Below are 15,903 nucleotides of genomic sequence, written 5' to 3'. Positions count from 1 at the left end.
AGGAAGGGAAGGGGAAGGAGAGGGGAGAAAAAGAAAGAGGGAAAAAAGAGGAGGGGAGAGAAGAAAGAAGGGGAAGAAAGGGAGGGGGGAAGGAGGGAAAGAAGGAAAAGGAAGAAGGGAAGGAGAGGAGGAGGGAAAGGATTGGTGACAAGTCGTTAATCGCCCTTAAGCAGAATATTTCCCGTGCGGAAGAAGCCATCGAACTGGCGGGTTCATTACTTGCCAGGCGCCAGATTTGCAGCGCCGAATATGTCAACGAGATGCTGACGGTATATGAAGATTTTGGCGCCGCCATCGTGATAGATGACGGGATTGCCATGCCGCATGCCCGCCCGGAAAAAGGGGCATTACAGACCGGGTTCTCACTTGTCACCACCGCCACGCCAATCTCCTTCGGCCACGATGAGTTCGATCCGGTTTCCGTGGTCATCGCGATCGCCGGCGCCGATGCTGACAGTCATATCAAAATGATCCAACTGATAGCCTCGCTGATCGAGTCAGATATTGTGACCTTTCTTCAGCAGGAAAATGACGTTAATTCAGTCTTACATTTCATTCAAAAACAAATGGAGTAGTCATTATGTTAGTTATCAGAACGGTTTGTGGTAACGGTATTGGCAGCTCATTGATGGCTGCGAATAATGTGAAAAAGATCTGTGACGAATTAGGCATCAAAGCGGACGTCGCCTCGGTCGATTTTGCTAACGCCGTCGGGGAAAAAGCCGACCTTTACGTCACGATAAAAGAACTGGCAAATCAATTTCCGGCCCACTGTCATGTCGCCATCATTCGCAGCTACGTCCATAAAGCGAAGATCGCCGAGGATATTACCGACGCGCTGATGAAAATTGCTGCGACTCACTCTTAATCAGCATAGAGGGAACGACCATGCAGGCTATTCTTAGTTTCTTAACGGAAATATTCAGTCAACCCGCCTTTTTAATGGGGCTTATCGCCTTTGTTGGTTTAGTGGCGCTGCGCTCCCCTGGCAATAAACTGCTTACCGGCACATTGAAGCCGATTTTAGGCTATTTGATGTTGAGCGCTGGGGCAGGCGTTATCGTTGCCAATCTCAATCCGCTGGGCGGTATTATCGAGGCCGGATTTAATATCCGCGGCGTTATTCCGAACAATGAAGCCATTGTCTCCGTCGCCCAGAAGATGCTGGGCGTGGAAACCATGAGTATTTTACTGTTAGGCTTTATTTTCAACCTGATTATCGCCCGCTGTACCAAGTATAAATATATCTTTCTGACCGGCCATCATTCGTTCTTTCTCGCCTGCCTGTTCTCCGCCGTTCTGCAGGCGGCGGAGTTCCAGGGCTGGATGTTGATCCTGATCGGTGGATTCCTGTTGGGCTCATGGTCGGCCATCTCCCCGGCCATCGGTCAGCGTTACACCAGGCAGGTAACCGAAGACGGCGGGATCGCCATGGGCCATTTCGGCTCTCTCGGCTACTACCTCTCGGCATGGATCGCCAGCCGGACCGGCAATCCGGCAAATTCCTTCGCCGATACCGAAATTTCAGAAAAGTGGGGCTTTCTGCGCGATACCACGGTCACCACCGGTATCGTGATGTTTGTTATCTACTTTGTCTGCAGCGCTGTCGCCGGGTCGGCGTACCTGAGCACCATCACCGACCAAAACATGCTGATCTTCTCGGTGCTGACCGGTCTGCAGTTCGCCGTTGGCGTAGCCATTGTCTATAACGGCGTGCGGCTGATCCTCGGCGATCTGGTGCCGGCGTTCCAGGGCATCAGCCAGAAGCTGATCCCGGACTCCATCCCGGCCGTTGACTGCGCGGTGTTCTTCACCTTTAGCCCCACCGCGGTGGTAGTGGGATTCATCAGCTCCTTTGTGGGCGGGCTGGTCGGGATGCTCTTGCTCGGCGGGCTGGGCATGGCGCTGATTATTCCCGGCATGGTGCCGCACTTCTTCTGCGGCGGCACGTCCGGCGTCTTCGCCGACAAACTGGGCGGTAAGCGCGGATGTATCATCGCCTCCTTTATCGGCGGGATCTTCCTCGCCTTCCTGCCGGCGATGCTGCTGCCGGCGCTCGGCAACCTCGGGTTTGAAAACAGCACCTTCGCCGATTTCGACTTCGCGGTATGGGGCATCATTATCGGGAATGCGTTCACCCAGTTTGGTCAGATCACTATCTATCTAATTTGTCTGGCGCTGCTCGTCGCGCTGCTGGCGCCTTTCTGCTTCCGTCACGTCCAGGTGGTGGGCAACACGCTCAGCTATGAGGAGCTGACGGCGAAGCAGAAAAATGAATAAGCGAGGTCATTTTTCCCGGCGGGAGGGCCACGCTTTCCGCCGCTGACAAATAATCAGGAGTGGTTATGGCTATTTTGTCCATTGGATTTGCTTGTTTCGATCAGTTTTTCTTTCTCAATGAATGGCCCCAGGAGAATACCAAAAACTTTTGTCATGATTTTATTGAAAGCGGCGGCGGTCCGGCGGCCAATGCGGCCTGGCTGCTGGGATTATGGGGCGAGGAGGTTTATTACATTGGTCATCTGCAGCAGGACCTTTACGGTCAGCGCATTATCGATGAGTTTGCCGAGGCGGGGGTGGATACCAGCCAGGTGGTTTTCTCCGATGACATGATCACCCCGCTGGCCTCGGTGCTGGTCAATCGCTTAACGGGTTCGCGGACGATTATTACCCGCAAGATGCAAACGCCGCCTTCCCTGACCTACGAGCAAAAGCTCAAACTGGACGACCTCGCCGAGCGACTGATTGCCAGCGAGGAGCCGGTCACCATTTTAATTGACGGCCATGAGGCGGAAATCAGTGAATATTTAATTAAGAAACTGCCCAACGCCAGGGTCGTGATGGACGGCGGGTCACTGCGCGCCAGCAATATTAAACTGGCGGCCTGGACTGACTATTTTGTAGTGAGCGAACATTTCGCCCGCGATTATATGAGCTATCGCTCGCTGAGCACCGAAGCAGAAATTAAAGCGGCCCTGATTGAGTTGAATAAAATTTGCCGCGGTGAAGCATTTATTACCCTTGGCGAAAAAGGCTGCGCTTTTTTAAAAAGCGGTATGCTGCAGATCGTCCCGTCCTGGCTGTGCAATGCCGTTGATACCACCGGCGCCGGGGATGTATTTCACGGCGCCTTCACCTATGGCGTCCATTACTCATGGCATATCGATAACATTATTTTATTTGCCAGCCTGACCGCCGCCATTTCTATTGAGAAAAAAGGGGTTCGGGAATCGATGCCTGACCTGGCGGTCGTCCACCACTCGTTAAATAGCTACGAGAGAAACTTAACGCAATATTTTGAAGAATAACTGCATTTAATAAATATCAAGAGGTGAATATGTTAGTGTCGATGAAGGACATGCTTCAGCATGCCCTGCGGGACGGCTACGCCGTCGGTCAGTTCAACATTAATAATCTGGAATGGGTCGGCGCCGTATTAAGCACCGCCCAGCAGTGCCGCTCACCGGTTATTTTGGGGGTGTCCGGCGGCACGGTTAAGCATATGCTCGGGTTAAAATGTATTCATGACATTGTGGTTAACGCCATGGAGTATTTGCATATTGATGTTCCGGTGGCGCTGCATCTGGATCATGGCACCTCCCGGGAGGCCTGCGAAGCGGCGATCGCCGCCGGCTTCAGTTCCATTATGTTTGATGGCTCACATCTGCCGTTCAGGGAAAACCTGGCCATTACCCGCCACCTGGTGACGCTGGCCCACAGCAAAGGTATCTCTGTGGAGGCCGAACTGGGGACCATCGCCGGCAGTGAAGACGGCATTGTCAATTCCGAAGTCATCTACGCCGATCCCCAGGAGTGCTACACCCTGGTGACAGAAACCCAAGTGGATTGCCTCGCCGCCGCGCTGGGCTCCACCCATGGTCTGTATAAAGGTAAAGCCCGGCTGGGATTTACCGAGATGAAAGCCATTGCCGAGCAGGTGAAGGTTCCGCTGGTGCTGCATGGCGGCACCGGTATTGCCGATGAGGATATGCGCCGGGCGATTGCCTGCGGCACCGCCAAGATTAACGTTAATACCGAAAATATGTACGCCTGGTGCCAACAGGTGAAAGCAATTTTCGCCGCCGACACCGGGCACGATGTGAACGATCCGCGGAAAGTCATCGCCCAGGGACTGCAGCCGGTACGCGAGATGATTGCCCGCCGCATGGCGCTCTTTGGCTCAGAGCAGCGCTATTGACGCCGGGCCTGCGGCTGAAACCACCGCCCCGACGCTGCCGGGGCGGTGGTTTCAGGTATCAAAAAGCAAAGCAGGAACAGCCCAGCACGCCCCAGAAGGCCTGCTCGTCAGAGACCGGAATCGACGACTTACGCGCAATATCATGCTGATGGCCGTGGACGCCACAGCTACCGCAGCACTGGTGCATCTGCACCATGGCGCCGATTTTAGCCGTCGCCGGCGGAGCGGAACGGTAATGGCCCGGGACCTTCACCACCGGCGACCACTCCGGCAGCACCGGGATCGGCGGCGGCGCCAGCGGCGAGAAGTGACCGGCGGCATAGACCACTTTGCCGTCAACCACCGTCAGCACCGACTCAATGCCTTTGATCTCCTCTTCCGCGACGCTGAAGTAGTCTTTCGACAGCACCACCAGATCGGCAAGCTGACCGGCGGCCAGACGGCCTTTCTTGCCCTGCTCGCTGGAGAACCAGGCGCTGCCCGCCGTCCACAGCTCCAGCGCGACATCGCGCGGCAGGCGGTTGGCGTCGTCATACATCGCCATCCCGCCAACGGTGCGCCCGGAGACCAGCCAGTACAGCGCGGTCCATGGGTTATAGCTGGCGACGCGGGTCGCATCGGTGCCCAGCCCCACCGGCACGTCCAGCGCCAGCATCTTTGCTACCGGCGGGGTATGTTTCACCGCCTCTTTGCCGTAGCGATCGACAAAATATTCGCCCTGGAAGGCCATCCGATGCTGCACCGCAATACCGCCCCCCAGCGCCTTCACCCGCTCAATGTTACGCTCGGTAATGGTCTCGGCATGATCGAAGAACCAGTGCAGGCCATTAAACGGGATATCGCGGTTCACCTTCTCAAACACGTCCAGCATCCGGCTGATGGACTCATCGTAGGTGGCATGCAGGCGGAACGGCCAGCGATGCTCCACCAGATGGCGTACCACCCGCTCCAGCTCATCCTCCATGCCTTGCGGCAGATCCGGCCGCGGCTGCAGGAAATCTTCAAAATCCGCCGCCGAAAATACCAGCATCTCGCCGGCGCCGTTGGCGCGATAGAAGTCAGTCCCCTGCCCCGGCTTCAGCATGTCGGTCCAGCGTTCGAAATCCTCCAGCTCCTGCTTCGGCCGCTGAGTAAACAGGTTGTAGGCGATGCGCACGGTCATCTGATCTTTCGCGTGCAGCTGTTCGATAATTTCGTAATCTTCCGGATAGTTCTGGAAGCCGCCGCCGGCGTCGATGGCGCTGGTCAGCCCCAGTCGGTTCAGCTCGCGCATAAATTGACGGGTGGAGTTCACCTGCAGATCCAGCGGCAGCTTCGGCCCCTTGGCCAGCGTAGCGTAAAGGATCATGGCGTTCGGTTTGGCGATCAGCATCCCGGTCGGGTTGCCGTGGCTATCGCGGACGATCTCGCCGCCCGCCGGATCCGGCGTCTCTTTGCTATACCCCACGGCTTTCAGCGCCGCACGGTTCAACAGCGCGCGATCGTAGAGATGGAGCACAAACACCGGCGTATCAGGCGCCGCCTCGTTCAGCTCTTCCAGGGTCGGCATCCGCCGCTCGGCGAACTGAAATTCGCTCCAGCCGCCGACCACCCGCACCCACTGCGGGGACGGCGTGCGATCCGCCTGATCCTTCAGCATTCGCAGGGCATCCGCCAGCGAGGGAACGCCCTCCCAGCGGAGCTCAAGGTTGTAGTTCAACCCACCGCGGATCAGGTGCAGGTGAGAATCGTTGAGGCCCGGGATCACCGTATGCCCTTTGAGATCGACGATTTGCGTCCCCTCGGCGGCAAAGCTCATGATCCGATCGTGACTTCCGGTGGCAACAATTTTTCCGTCGGCGATGGCTACAGCTTCCGCCAGGGGATTCGCACGATCGAGGGTATGAATCTGACCGTGGGTCAGAATCAGTGTGGCAGTTTGCGACATAACGCACTCCTTGAGGAGGCTGACTCAGTTTTTCTTCAACCAGCCAGCAAACAGGCGGGTCACGATGGGCATCCAGAACCAGACCACCAGCGCAACCACGCAGGCATCATTGATGAGGTGCAGCAGCAGGCTCCCCTTAAGCGACGGCAGCAGCATGCCGGTCACCGCAGGCACCAGGTTGGTGCTGGGGAAAATCACCAGCAGGGTGATCAGAAACTGTTTCCAGCGCCGCGGCTGGCGTACGTTCACCGTCGGCGGGGTAAACCAGAAGGCCGGTTCAGTCCGCACCTCAGTCCGATCGCCTTCCGTCAGCAGTGGGGCAATCTCAGCCACCAGTTGCCGACGGGTTTCCGACTGCGTCCAGGCGTAGAGGTGCTCCAGGGTATCGAAGCGGATTATGACGCTCCACAGATTCTGCCCTGCGGCGGGCCGGATCACATTCGCCCCAAGATGGCCGGGAAATTCTGCCGCAATGGGCATAATTTTACCGAGCCACTCTTCGTAGCGCTGGCTGTGTTGCGGATCGAGCAGATGGCTGATAACCAGGGTCACCGATTTTTGCTGCGCCATGACGAGTTCCTTGCTTCAGGGAAATGGCCGGTTTTCTCCTGCCACTCTCCATAAATGATCTGACACAACATCCTTCATGCTGCGTTGAAGCGGCAGGCGGGCACGTCCCCGTGAACTTGAATAAATTCAGTAGCTGGGGACGGACAAACGCAGCCAACAACGCAGCAGCCTGAAGGATGGAGTGATTTACGCTTTACGCTCCGGCGCGCCATGCACCATGGTATAAGCGTAATCCACGCCCATCCCGTAGGCGCCGCTGTGTTCGCGCACCAGGTCCATTACCGCATCGTAGGTCGCTTTGCGCGACCAGTCGCGCTGGTACTCCAGCAGCACCTGCTGCCAGGTCACCGGCACCGCCCCCGCCTGCACCATCCGGTCAATAGACCGCTCATGGGCGTCGACAGAGGTGCCGCCGGAGGTATCCGTCACTACATAGACCTCGTAGCCCGCCTCCAGCGCCATCAACGCCGGGAAGGTCAGGCAGACTTCGGTCCACAGAGCGGAGATCACCAGCTTTTTACGGCCGGTCGCTTTCACCGCTGCCACAAACGCATCGTCTTCCCAGGAGTTCATGGAGGTACGTTCAATCGGCTTGACGTCAGGATGCACGGCCAATAATTCCGGCCAGATATAGCCGCTAAAGCTTTTGGTCTCTACGGAGGTATAAATCACCGGTACATTAAAAATTTTGCCCGCTTTCGCCAGCGCCACGGTGTTATTTTTCAGGGTCTGGCGATCGATATTCGCCACGCCAAAGGACATTTGCGGCTGATGGTCAATAAAGATAAGCGCGGAATTAGTGGGATCGAGCAGTTCACGAATAGACATTAAATACCTTCTCAATCAATTAGTTAAAAAGATGACATGATGGTTAATGCGTCGTGTGGATCCTGACTGATAAAGCATGGTGAGTATAGCCAGTTATTTCTAACAAGTTATTAAGGATTTTTTATGGTTTATATTTTTTGCCGCGACCAGGATTTATTCACGCCTGTTTTAATCAAATTTTTACGCCAAACTGTTCTGATTTATTCACTGGCTTTGATTATTGCGCTTAGGTACAACAGAGAAAACAAATTAATGGATAGCTTCATATGCGCGTAAACTTTGATGTTTTGATGATCCTTGATGCCCTTGACCGCCACGGATCCTTCGCCACCGCCGCCGAGTCGCTGTATAAAACCCCCGCTGCTCTGAGCTATATGATCCAGAAACTGGAGAGCGATCTGAACATCGTGCTGTTGGATCGTTCCGGCCATCGGGCAAAATTTACCGATACCGGCCGGCTGATGCTGGAGAAGGGGCGACAGCTTTTAAGTGCCGCCAGAGATCTGGAAAAGCAGGCCCAGCAGCTGAGCGCGGGCTGGGAGCGAGAGCTAGCCATCGCCCTTGACGCCTCATTTCCCTTTTCGGCCCTGCTGCCGCTGATCGCCGAGTTTTACGCGCAAAACCCACAGACGCGACTGAACTTCAGCCATCACACCCTCGCCGGTTCGTGGGAAGAGCTGACCCATCATGGGGCGGATATTATCCTCGGCGCCATCAATGAGCCGCCCACCTCCGCGGAGTGGTCATGGCAAACCCTCGGCGCGTTGGATAACATCTTCGTCGTCGCCCCCCATCACCCGCTGGCTCAGGCGAAGGAGCCACTGGCCAATAAACAGCTCAGCCAGCATCGGGCCATCGTGATCCGCGACAGCGCCCGCTATTGCCATCCGCTCAACAGCAATCTCCTCGACGAGCAGCCGCAAATCGGCGTCGATGATTTCGCCAGTAAAGTCGAACTATTGTGCGCCGGGCTGGGCTGCGGCTTTCTGCCGCGCCATATCGCTCGCCCGTGGCTGGTAAAAGGCAGTCTGGTGGAGAAAAGCGTCGCCTGCTGGCGGGAAAAGGATATTACCTATATGGCCTGGCGCAGCGGGAATGATGGGCTGGCTCAGCGCTGGTGGCGGGAGGCGCTCCTCCGCGGCGACCTGCTGAGCCAGCTCTACCATTAACGGCCGGACCAGACGTTGGCGGAGATGGCCGGGAGGGTCAGCACCCCGTCCTGGAAGGCGCCGGCGCCCTCCTGCAGCGTCCACCCGGCCACGTTCAGCAGCGGGGAATCTTCAATAACCACCTCGCAGGCTTCCCCGCGGTTAATCGCCACCAGCACCCGCTGCTGTTTGTAGACGCGGACAAACACCACCACGTTATCCTCGGCGTAAATCACCTGACAGCCGCCATAGCGCAGCGCCTGGTGGGCCTTACGCAGTTTCGCCATCCGCTGATACAGCGCCAGCAGCTGGGTATCCTGCAGCGCCGGATCCCACGGGAACGGTTTGCGGCAGAACGGATCGTTATTGCCATCCACGCCCACCTCGTCGCCATAGTAGATGCACGGTACCCCCGGCCAGCTGAACAGCCACACCACCGCCAGCGGCAGGCGCGCTACGTCTTTGCCAAGAAGAGATTTAAAACGCGCCGTATCATGGCTGTCGAGCTGGTTGAACATCCGCAGCTGCTGCTGATGCGACAGCCCGGCGCGATAATTATCCATCCACGCCATACAGGTCTGGGCGTCTATTTTCTGCGGATCGTAAGAAATATCGGTATTGGCGAGGAATCCCCAGATCGGGAAGGTGAAGCCGCGATAGTTCATCGCCGCGTCTTCGGCATCCGCCTGCAGCCACTGGCGCGCGTCGCCAAAATGTTCGCCAAAGACAAAAGCTTCCGGCTGCGCTTGCTTCGCTGCCTGGGTAATGCCGGCGATATGCTGCAGGTTATTCCGCGCCCCGCCGCCTTCGCCCAGCATATGCACCACGTCCAGACGCCAGCCGTCCATGCTCCATGGCGCCTTCAGCCAGTGGCGTACGATACTGTCTTCACCGGCATAGATCTCGTTGACCAGGCTGGTCGACCGATAGTCGAGCTTCGGCAGACTGGCATAACCCAGCCAGTTGTGCGCCTGCCCCTCCTCTGAGAAGGTAAACCAGTCGCGCCACGGGGAGTCCAGATCGTGGCCGGCGCCGCCGCTGCCCTGCTGGTGACGGTCGAACCAGGGATGGGAATCGCCGGTATGGTTGAACACGCCGTCGAGGATCATGCGCATTCCCGCCCGCTGGGTGTTGTGGCGCAGCCGGAGCAGCGCCGCGTCGCCGCCAAACTGCGGATCGACGCGCCGATAATCCTCGGTATCGTATTTATGCACGCTGGGGGCGGCGAAAACCGGGTTCAGATACAGAGCGGTTACGCCGAGCTGCTTCAGGTAGGGAATTTTTTCGCTGATGCCGTCGAGATCCCCGCCGTAGAACGTCGACCCGCCCGCCTCGCCGGTAAGCGGGTCGTCCCACGCCTTGCGCACAATCTCCCGTCCCGCCGCGTGATGGTAATAGACCGCATCCTGGTCGGCGTCACGCGCGGCGCTGCGGGCAAAGCGATCGGGGAAAATTTGATAGAACACCTGATCGGCCACCCACTGCGGGCCGGCGTCCGGCAGGTCAATGGCGAACTGCTCCAGTCTGGCCGGCGGGAATCGGGTGAAGCCTTGTGGCGTAAACCAGCGCTGATGGTCGGCCCACAGCAGCTTAAAGCTGTAGCGGCGGCGCGGCTGGCCGCTGGCGAGAGAGATTTCGCCGCGCCATGCCACCACGCCTGGCTGTGGCGCCTGGCGGAGCCGCTGCATCGGCAGCGACAGCTCTTCGTTATCCTCTTCCGCGCGCAGCGTGATCCGCTGCGGCAGCGACTCACCGCTTAACCACAGAGTAATAAACAGTCGGTCCTGTTGCACCTTGATAAAGGGTGCAACCGGAAGGTGCCATGCCTTCAACATCGTGAATCCTCATTGTGCAGAATGGGCACACCTTGCCATAGCCGCCGGGCGCAGAACTCATCATCTCAGAACTTTTTGGGGGAGGATAACGGGGGAGGACGCGGGACCGCAACCCGCCCCGGCCGCGCGATGCTGACCGGGGCGATGTCGATTACTGAGCCTGCGCCAGGCGGCGCTCACGGCGGGTCTTAAAGACCCAGCCGAGCAGCAACAGCGCAATCCACGCCATACCGACGTACAGCGAGATGCGGGTGTCCGGATGATAGCCGATAAGGGCGATAATAAAGGCCAGGAACAGCAGGCCGATCACCGTGGTCACCACCCCGCCAGGGACTTTGAATTTCAGCGCCTTAACCTCTTCGGGCGACAGACGGCGGCGGAAGGCTATCTGTGACAGCAGGATCATAATCCACACCCACACCGTGGCGAAGGTGGCCAGGGAGGCGATCACCAGGAAAACGTTCTCCGGCATGATGTAATTTAGGTATACCGCAAACAGCAGCGCAATGGTCATCACCATCACCGTCACCCACGGAATACCGCGACGCGACGTTTTAGCGAACACCTTCGGCGCGCTGCCCTGCTCAGCCATGCCGTGCAGCATACGGCCCACGCCGAACACGTCGGAGTTAATCGCCGACAGCGAAGCCGTCAGGACCACGAAGTTAAGAATACTGGCCGCGAAGGTAATGCCCAGATGCTGGAAGGTCAGGACGAAGGGGCTGCCGTCGGTTCCCACCTGATTCCACGGGTAGATGGACATAATGACGAACAGCGTGCCGACGTAGAACACCAGAATGCGCATCGGCACCGAGTTGATGGCGCGCGGAATGGATTTCTCCGGGTCCTTCGCCTCACCGGCGGTAATGCCGATGATTTCGATGCCGCCGTAAGCGAACATCACCATCTGCAGCGACATCACCATTCCCAGCCAGCCGTTGCTGAAGAAGCCGCCGTTGCTCCACAGATTATGAATCCCCGTCGGCTGGCCGCCGTTGCCGATCCCCCAGATAATGATGCCGAACCCGGCGAGGATCATGATGATAATGGTGGCCACTTTGAAGAACGAGAACCAGAACTCCAGCTCGCCAAACACCTTGACGCTCATCAGGTTGACGGCGCAGATGATCAGCACCACGCTGAGCACCCAGATCCAGTGCGGCACCGTCGGGAACCAGACGCCCATGTAGATGCCGAAGGCGGTAACGTCGGCGATGGCGACGATCAGGATTTCAAAGCAGTAGGTCCAGCCGGTGATATAGCCCGCCAGTCCGCCGAGGTTTTCCTGGGCATAGCGGGAGAATGAGCTGGCGGCAGGGTTATGCACCGACATCTCACCGAGCGCCCGCATAATGATATATGCCGCGACGCCGCCGATAATGTAGGCCAACAGTACGCTGGGTCCGGCCATTTTAATGGCGTCGGCCGAGCCGTAAAAAAGCCCGGTGCCGATGGCGGAACCCAGGGCCATAAAGCGAATGTGCCGGGTGCTTAGCCCGCGCTTAAGCTTGTTACTACTTTCCATCGTGGTTTTTCAATGCCGTTTAACACAAAAAATAAAAAACCACGGAACCCGAAGTCCCGTGGTTAAACGCTTGTCCTCACCGCCGGTTAATGCGCGCTGGAAGTCACCTGACGTCCGGCTGCGCGATCCCAGATCACCGCGAGAATGGTCATCACGGCGGTGGGCATCAGCCAGGCCAGGCCCTGCTCCGCCAGCGGCAGACGCGCGGTCCAGTCCGGCAGAATCGCGGCAAATGCCGATGACTTAATCCCGTCAATGATACCAAACATCAGGCTGATAAACATGGCCGGCGCGATAACGCGGGACGAATTATGCCACCAACTGCGGGTAAAGCTTAATACAACCAGTGCGATACACGGCGGATAGATAGCGGTCAGCACCGGAATCGATACCTGGATCAGATGGCTAAGGCCCAAATTGGAGACCGCCATGGAGAACAGGCCGAGAACAAAGACCAGCGTGCGATAGGAGAACGGCAGATACTGGGCAAAGAACTCAGCGCAGGCGCAGGTCAGGCCCACCGCCGTCACCAGGCAAGCGATGAAGATCAGCGCCGCCAGCAGGAAACTGCCCGCCCCGCCGAAGGTGTGCTGCACGTAGGCATGGAGGATCGCCGCGCCGTTGGCGGACTGATCCACGAGAGTAGCGCTGTCAGAGCCCAGACGGAACAGCGCCAGATACAGCAGGGTCAGGCCGACGCCCGCCATCAGGCCAGCCCAGACGGTATAGCGGGTCAACAGACGCGCTTCGCTGACGCCGCGTGAGCGAGCGGCATTAACAATCACGATGCCGAACACCATCGCGCCGAGGGTATCCATGGTCAGGTAGCCGTTGACGAAGCCATTGGAGAATGGCGCCGTACGATACGCTTCCAGCGCGTCGCTGATCGGGCCCGCTGGCCAGATGATGGCGGCGACCGCCAGCACAATCAGGGCGATAATTTTCAGCGGCGCAAGGAAATTGCCCACGGTGTCCAGCAGTTTGCCCGGATAGAGGGAGACCAGAATCACCAGCGCGAAGTAAATAACGCTGTAGATCAGCAGCGGCAGCGGGCCGTCGCCGGTCAGCGGCGCAATACCGACCTCAAAGGAGACGGTCGCGGTACGCGGCGTCGCGAACAGCGGTCCTACCGCGAGATAGCACACCACCGCCAGCAGGATACCGGCCACTTTACCAATCGGGGTGCTCAGGCTTTCAACGCCGCCGCCGACTTTCGCCAGCGCCACCACCGTCAGCACCGGCAGACCCACCGCAGTGATCAGGAAGCCGATCGCCGCCGTCCAGACGTGCTCGCCCGCCTGTAAGCCAACCATCGGAGGGAAAATAATGTTGCCTGCGCCAACGAACAACGCGAAGGTCATAAAGCCCAACGCTATGATGTCGCGAGATTTTAACTGATGGGTCATAAATTCATTACTGCCTGTGGATGTGGTGTTGTAAAAAAATGGAAAAATACCGCGCTCCCCTCTCAGGGACGATACAGCGGCCATTGCCGGTAAACTCAGCGAGATATGCTCCCGAAGCGGCGTGGGAAAGAATTGTTTTTGGTATTACCACGCAAAAGCAGTCTGTCATCGACTGCGCAGGCGCAATTTAAACGCTTATAACGTTTTAAAGCAAGGCACGATCGCAAAAGCAGATGATTATGCTGGTTATGCCTTTCACACCAGAATCATTTACCATATTGATAGAAAACCCGTGGCTTATCATGCGAACAAAAAAGCAGCGCACGCTCATTAAATAGGCGAGAAAAAACGACTGCCAATGAAAATGACCAGCTGAAGCTGGTCATTGGCAAGATAAACTGACAGCGCGTCGATCAGGCGTCATTTTTGGCAATTAATCGTTCCGGGAGCAGGAAGCTAAAGCGGGTTCCCTTGCCCACCGTGCTGTCGATTTCCAGCCGGCTGTCATGATGGTTAACCGCGTGTTTGACGATCGCCAGTCCCAGGCCACTGCCCCCCGTTTGCCGGGAACGGGCTTTATCCACCCGATAAAAACGCTCGGTCAGACGGGGAATATGCTCCGGCGCAATGCCTGGCCCGTTATCCTCGACGCTGAACAGCGCTCCCTGCGGGGTTCGCTGCCAGCTGACGCGAATTTCGGTCCCCGGCGGGGTGTGGTTCACCGCGTTATAGACCAGGTTGGAGATGGCGCTGCGCAGCTGCTCCTCATTACCCAGCACCTTGAGCTGCTCATCGACGGTGAAGATCAGCGTCTGTTTCTCCTGGCTGAGAGTTTGCGCCTCGCGCTCCACCACCCGCAGCATCATCGGCACGTCGATGCGATCATTCATCGCCAGCGCCGGCGCGGCTTCAATACGCGACAGCGTCAGCAGCTGCTTTACCAGGCCTTCCATACGTTGAGTTTGCTCCCGCATGGTGTGCAGGGCTTTTTCTCGGGTCGCCCCCTCCAGCACCTGCTCCTGCATCATCTCCAGATAGCCCTGCAGCACCGTCAGTGGGGTGCGCAACTCATGGCTGACGTTGGCGAAAAAGTTCCGCCGCGCCCCTTCCAGCTGATGCATCTGCGTCACGTCGCGCGCCACCATCAGCCACTGCTTGTCGCTGTAGGGCATCACGCGAATTTCCAGATGACGGGCGTTATTCAGCACCAGATTGAGCGGCTTTGAAAAATCGCGCTGTTTCAGATAGTTGGCGAACTCAGGATAGCGCAGAAGGTTAAGAATGTTTTGGCCACTGTCGTCCGGCCAGCGCAGGTTTAGAATCTGCTGCGCCAGGCCATTACACCAGAAAATAGCCCCCTCTTCCGTGGTCAGGACGACCGCATCCGGCAGCGATTCCGCCCCGCTGCGAAAGCGTTTAATCAGGCTTCCCAGCTCGCGCCGACGCTTTTTATTACGCATCTGCATCTGGTGCAGACCATACAGCAGCGGCTCCCAACTGCCGCGGCCAGGCGGAGGAGTCATGCTCCGGTCCACCCACAGCCACCACGACAGGCGCATCAAATTCCAGAAATGCCAGATCAGCAAACCGGTCACTGCCGCCAGTAAAAACCACGGCAGATGACCCACAAACGCCCCCAGAATCAGGGCCGGAATACACGCTAAAAAGAGCTCCAGCGCCAGCCTTTTCCATGACAGCCGTTCCAGCACGGGTCACACTCCTGTCAAAATTCAGAAACGGGCGGAGAAACGATACCCCGTGCCGCGAACCGTTTGCACCATACGATCATGGCCACTGTGTTCCAGCGCTTTGCGCAGGCGGCGAATATGGACGTCCACCGTGCGGTCTTCCACATAAACGTTGGTCCCCCAGACGTGGTTCAGCAGCTGTTCGCGGCTGTACACCCGCTCCGGATGGGTCATAAAGAAGTGCAATAATTTAAATTCCGTCGGTCCCATATCCAGCGGACTGTCGCCGGTCATTACCCGGTGCGATGAAGGGTCGAGGCTCAGCCCCTGCATTTCGATCACCTCTTCCACCGCCATCGGTGAAATACGGCGCATCACCGCTTTGATTCGCGCCACCAGCTCTTTCGGAGAGAAAGGCTTGGTGATGTAGTCATCCGCGCCGGTCTCCAGGCCGCGAACGCGATCCTCTTCTTCTCCACGCGCGGTCAGCATCACTACCGGAATATCCCGCGTCATCGCCTCGCGCTTGAGCAGTTTAATAAACTGCAGCCCCGAACCGCCCGGCAGCATCCAGTCCAGGAGAATCAAATCAGGCCAGGGTTCATTGAGTTGATTCACCGCGCTGTCATAATCTTCCGCTTCGACAGGCTGAAAGCCATTTTGCTCCAGAACAAAGCAGACCATTTCGCGGATTGGAGCTTCATCTTCAACGACCAGAATTCTTCTCGCCATTATTTACCCTGTGTTTTTTAGCCATCAGTATAGAAGTGCGGCGTCA

14 protein-coding genes are annotated in these 15,903 nt (G+C 57.5%); 6 read left to right on the top strand and 8 right to left on the bottom strand.

What is annotated here, in order from left to right:
• The first annotated feature begins 140 nt into the window (after positions 1-140).
• The 5 genes from KHQ28_RS08990 (at position 141) to fba (ending at position 4,198) form a co-directional block, all read left to right on the top strand.
• Positions 141-575 (top strand): PTS sugar transporter subunit IIA, encoded by a 435-nt coding sequence (locus tag KHQ28_RS08990; protein WP_211777591.1) that lies wholly within the window; start codon positions 141-143, stop codon positions 573-575.
• A 5-nt stretch (positions 576-580) separates the two neighbouring features.
• Positions 581-868 (top strand): PTS sugar transporter subunit IIB, encoded by a 288-nt coding sequence (locus KHQ28_RS08985; RefSeq protein WP_002890376.1) that lies wholly within the window; start codon positions 581-583, stop codon positions 866-868.
• Between the two features lie 20 nt (positions 869-888).
• Entirely contained in the window at positions 889-2,280 is a 1,392-nt protein-coding gene (locus KHQ28_RS08980; RefSeq protein WP_004151345.1) for a PTS ascorbate transporter subunit IIC, read from the top strand.
• A gap of 65 nt (positions 2,281-2,345) precedes the next feature.
• Complete coding sequence (locus KHQ28_RS08975) at positions 2,346-3,308, top strand: carbohydrate kinase family protein (protein ID WP_002890372.1); 963 nt, start codon at positions 2,346-2,348, stop codon at positions 3,306-3,308.
• A gap of 35 nt (positions 3,309-3,343) precedes the next feature.
• On the top strand, positions 3,344-4,198 hold the full coding sequence (gene fba, locus KHQ28_RS08970; protein WP_004218830.1) for a class II fructose-1,6-bisphosphate aldolase: 855 nt from the start codon (positions 3,344-3,346) through the stop codon (positions 4,196-4,198).
• Between the two features lie 58 nt (positions 4,199-4,256).
• Here fba and KHQ28_RS08965 read toward each other — a convergent pair whose 3' ends face one another.
• The 3 genes from KHQ28_RS08965 to KHQ28_RS08955 all read right to left on the bottom strand — a co-directional run bounded on the left by KHQ28_RS08965 (position 4,257) and on the right by KHQ28_RS08955 (position 7,523).
• Positions 4,257-6,125 carry an amidohydrolase gene (locus KHQ28_RS08965; protein ID WP_023286084.1) on the bottom strand — a complete coding sequence of 623 codons (1,869 nt, stop codon included), beginning with the start codon at positions 6,123-6,125 and terminating at the stop codon, positions 4,257-4,259.
• A 24-nt stretch (positions 6,126-6,149) separates the two neighbouring features.
• Complete coding sequence (locus KHQ28_RS08960) at positions 6,150-6,695, bottom strand: antibiotic biosynthesis monooxygenase (RefSeq protein WP_002890365.1); 546 nt, start codon at positions 6,693-6,695, stop codon at positions 6,150-6,152.
• 186 nt (positions 6,696-6,881) lie between these two features.
• Entirely contained in the window at positions 6,882-7,523 is a 642-nt protein-coding gene (locus tag KHQ28_RS08955) for a hydrolase (RefSeq protein ID WP_002890357.1), read from the bottom strand.
• 266 nt (positions 7,524-7,789) lie between these two features.
• Here KHQ28_RS08955 and KHQ28_RS08950 point away from each other — a divergent pair, with 266 nt between their 5' ends.
• Entirely contained in the window at positions 7,790-8,692 is a 903-nt protein-coding gene (locus KHQ28_RS08950; RefSeq protein ID WP_002890353.1) for a LysR substrate-binding domain-containing protein, read from the top strand.
• Here the strand turns inward: KHQ28_RS08950 and malZ are convergent.
• The 5 genes from malZ to phoB all read right to left on the bottom strand — a co-directional run bounded on the left by malZ (position 8,689) and on the right by phoB (position 15,857).
• Positions 8,689-10,506: a maltodextrin glucosidase gene (malZ, locus tag KHQ28_RS08945; protein WP_032419355.1), complete on the bottom strand. Its 1,818-nt coding sequence runs from the start codon at positions 10,504-10,506 to the stop codon at positions 8,689-8,691. The two genes, KHQ28_RS08950 and malZ, sit on opposite strands and share 4 nt — an antisense overlap.
• 151 nt (positions 10,507-10,657) lie before the next feature.
• Positions 10,658-12,031, bottom strand: coding sequence for a proline-specific permease ProY (gene proY / locus KHQ28_RS08940; protein WP_002890348.1), 1,374 nt, complete (start codon positions 12,029-12,031; stop codon positions 10,658-10,660).
• A gap of 86 nt (positions 12,032-12,117) precedes the next feature.
• Positions 12,118-13,437 carry a branched-chain amino acid transporter carrier protein BrnQ gene (gene brnQ / locus KHQ28_RS08935; protein ID WP_004144627.1) on the bottom strand — a complete coding sequence of 440 codons (1,320 nt, stop codon included), beginning with the start codon at positions 13,435-13,437 and terminating at the stop codon, positions 12,118-12,120.
• Positions 13,438-13,850: 413 nt separating this feature from the next.
• The gene (gene phoR / locus KHQ28_RS08930) at positions 13,851-15,146 is read right to left on the bottom strand and encodes a phosphate regulon sensor histidine kinase PhoR (RefSeq protein WP_002890344.1); all 1,296 of its coding nucleotides are present in this window, start codon (positions 15,144-15,146) and stop codon (positions 13,851-13,853) included.
• 21 nt (positions 15,147-15,167) lie between these two features.
• Positions 15,168-15,857, bottom strand: a complete 690-nt coding sequence (gene phoB / locus KHQ28_RS08925; RefSeq protein WP_002890343.1) for a phosphate response regulator transcription factor PhoB — start codon at positions 15,855-15,857, stop codon at positions 15,168-15,170.
• Between the last annotated feature and the right edge of the window lie 46 nt (positions 15,858-15,903).

Origin of the sequence: Klebsiella sp. 28 (assembly GCF_018223905.1) — a bacterium.
Classification (GTDB): Bacteria; Pseudomonadota; Gammaproteobacteria; order Enterobacterales; family Enterobacteriaceae; genus Klebsiella; species Klebsiella pneumoniae.
This window is presented reverse-complemented; position numbering and strand designations above follow the sequence as displayed.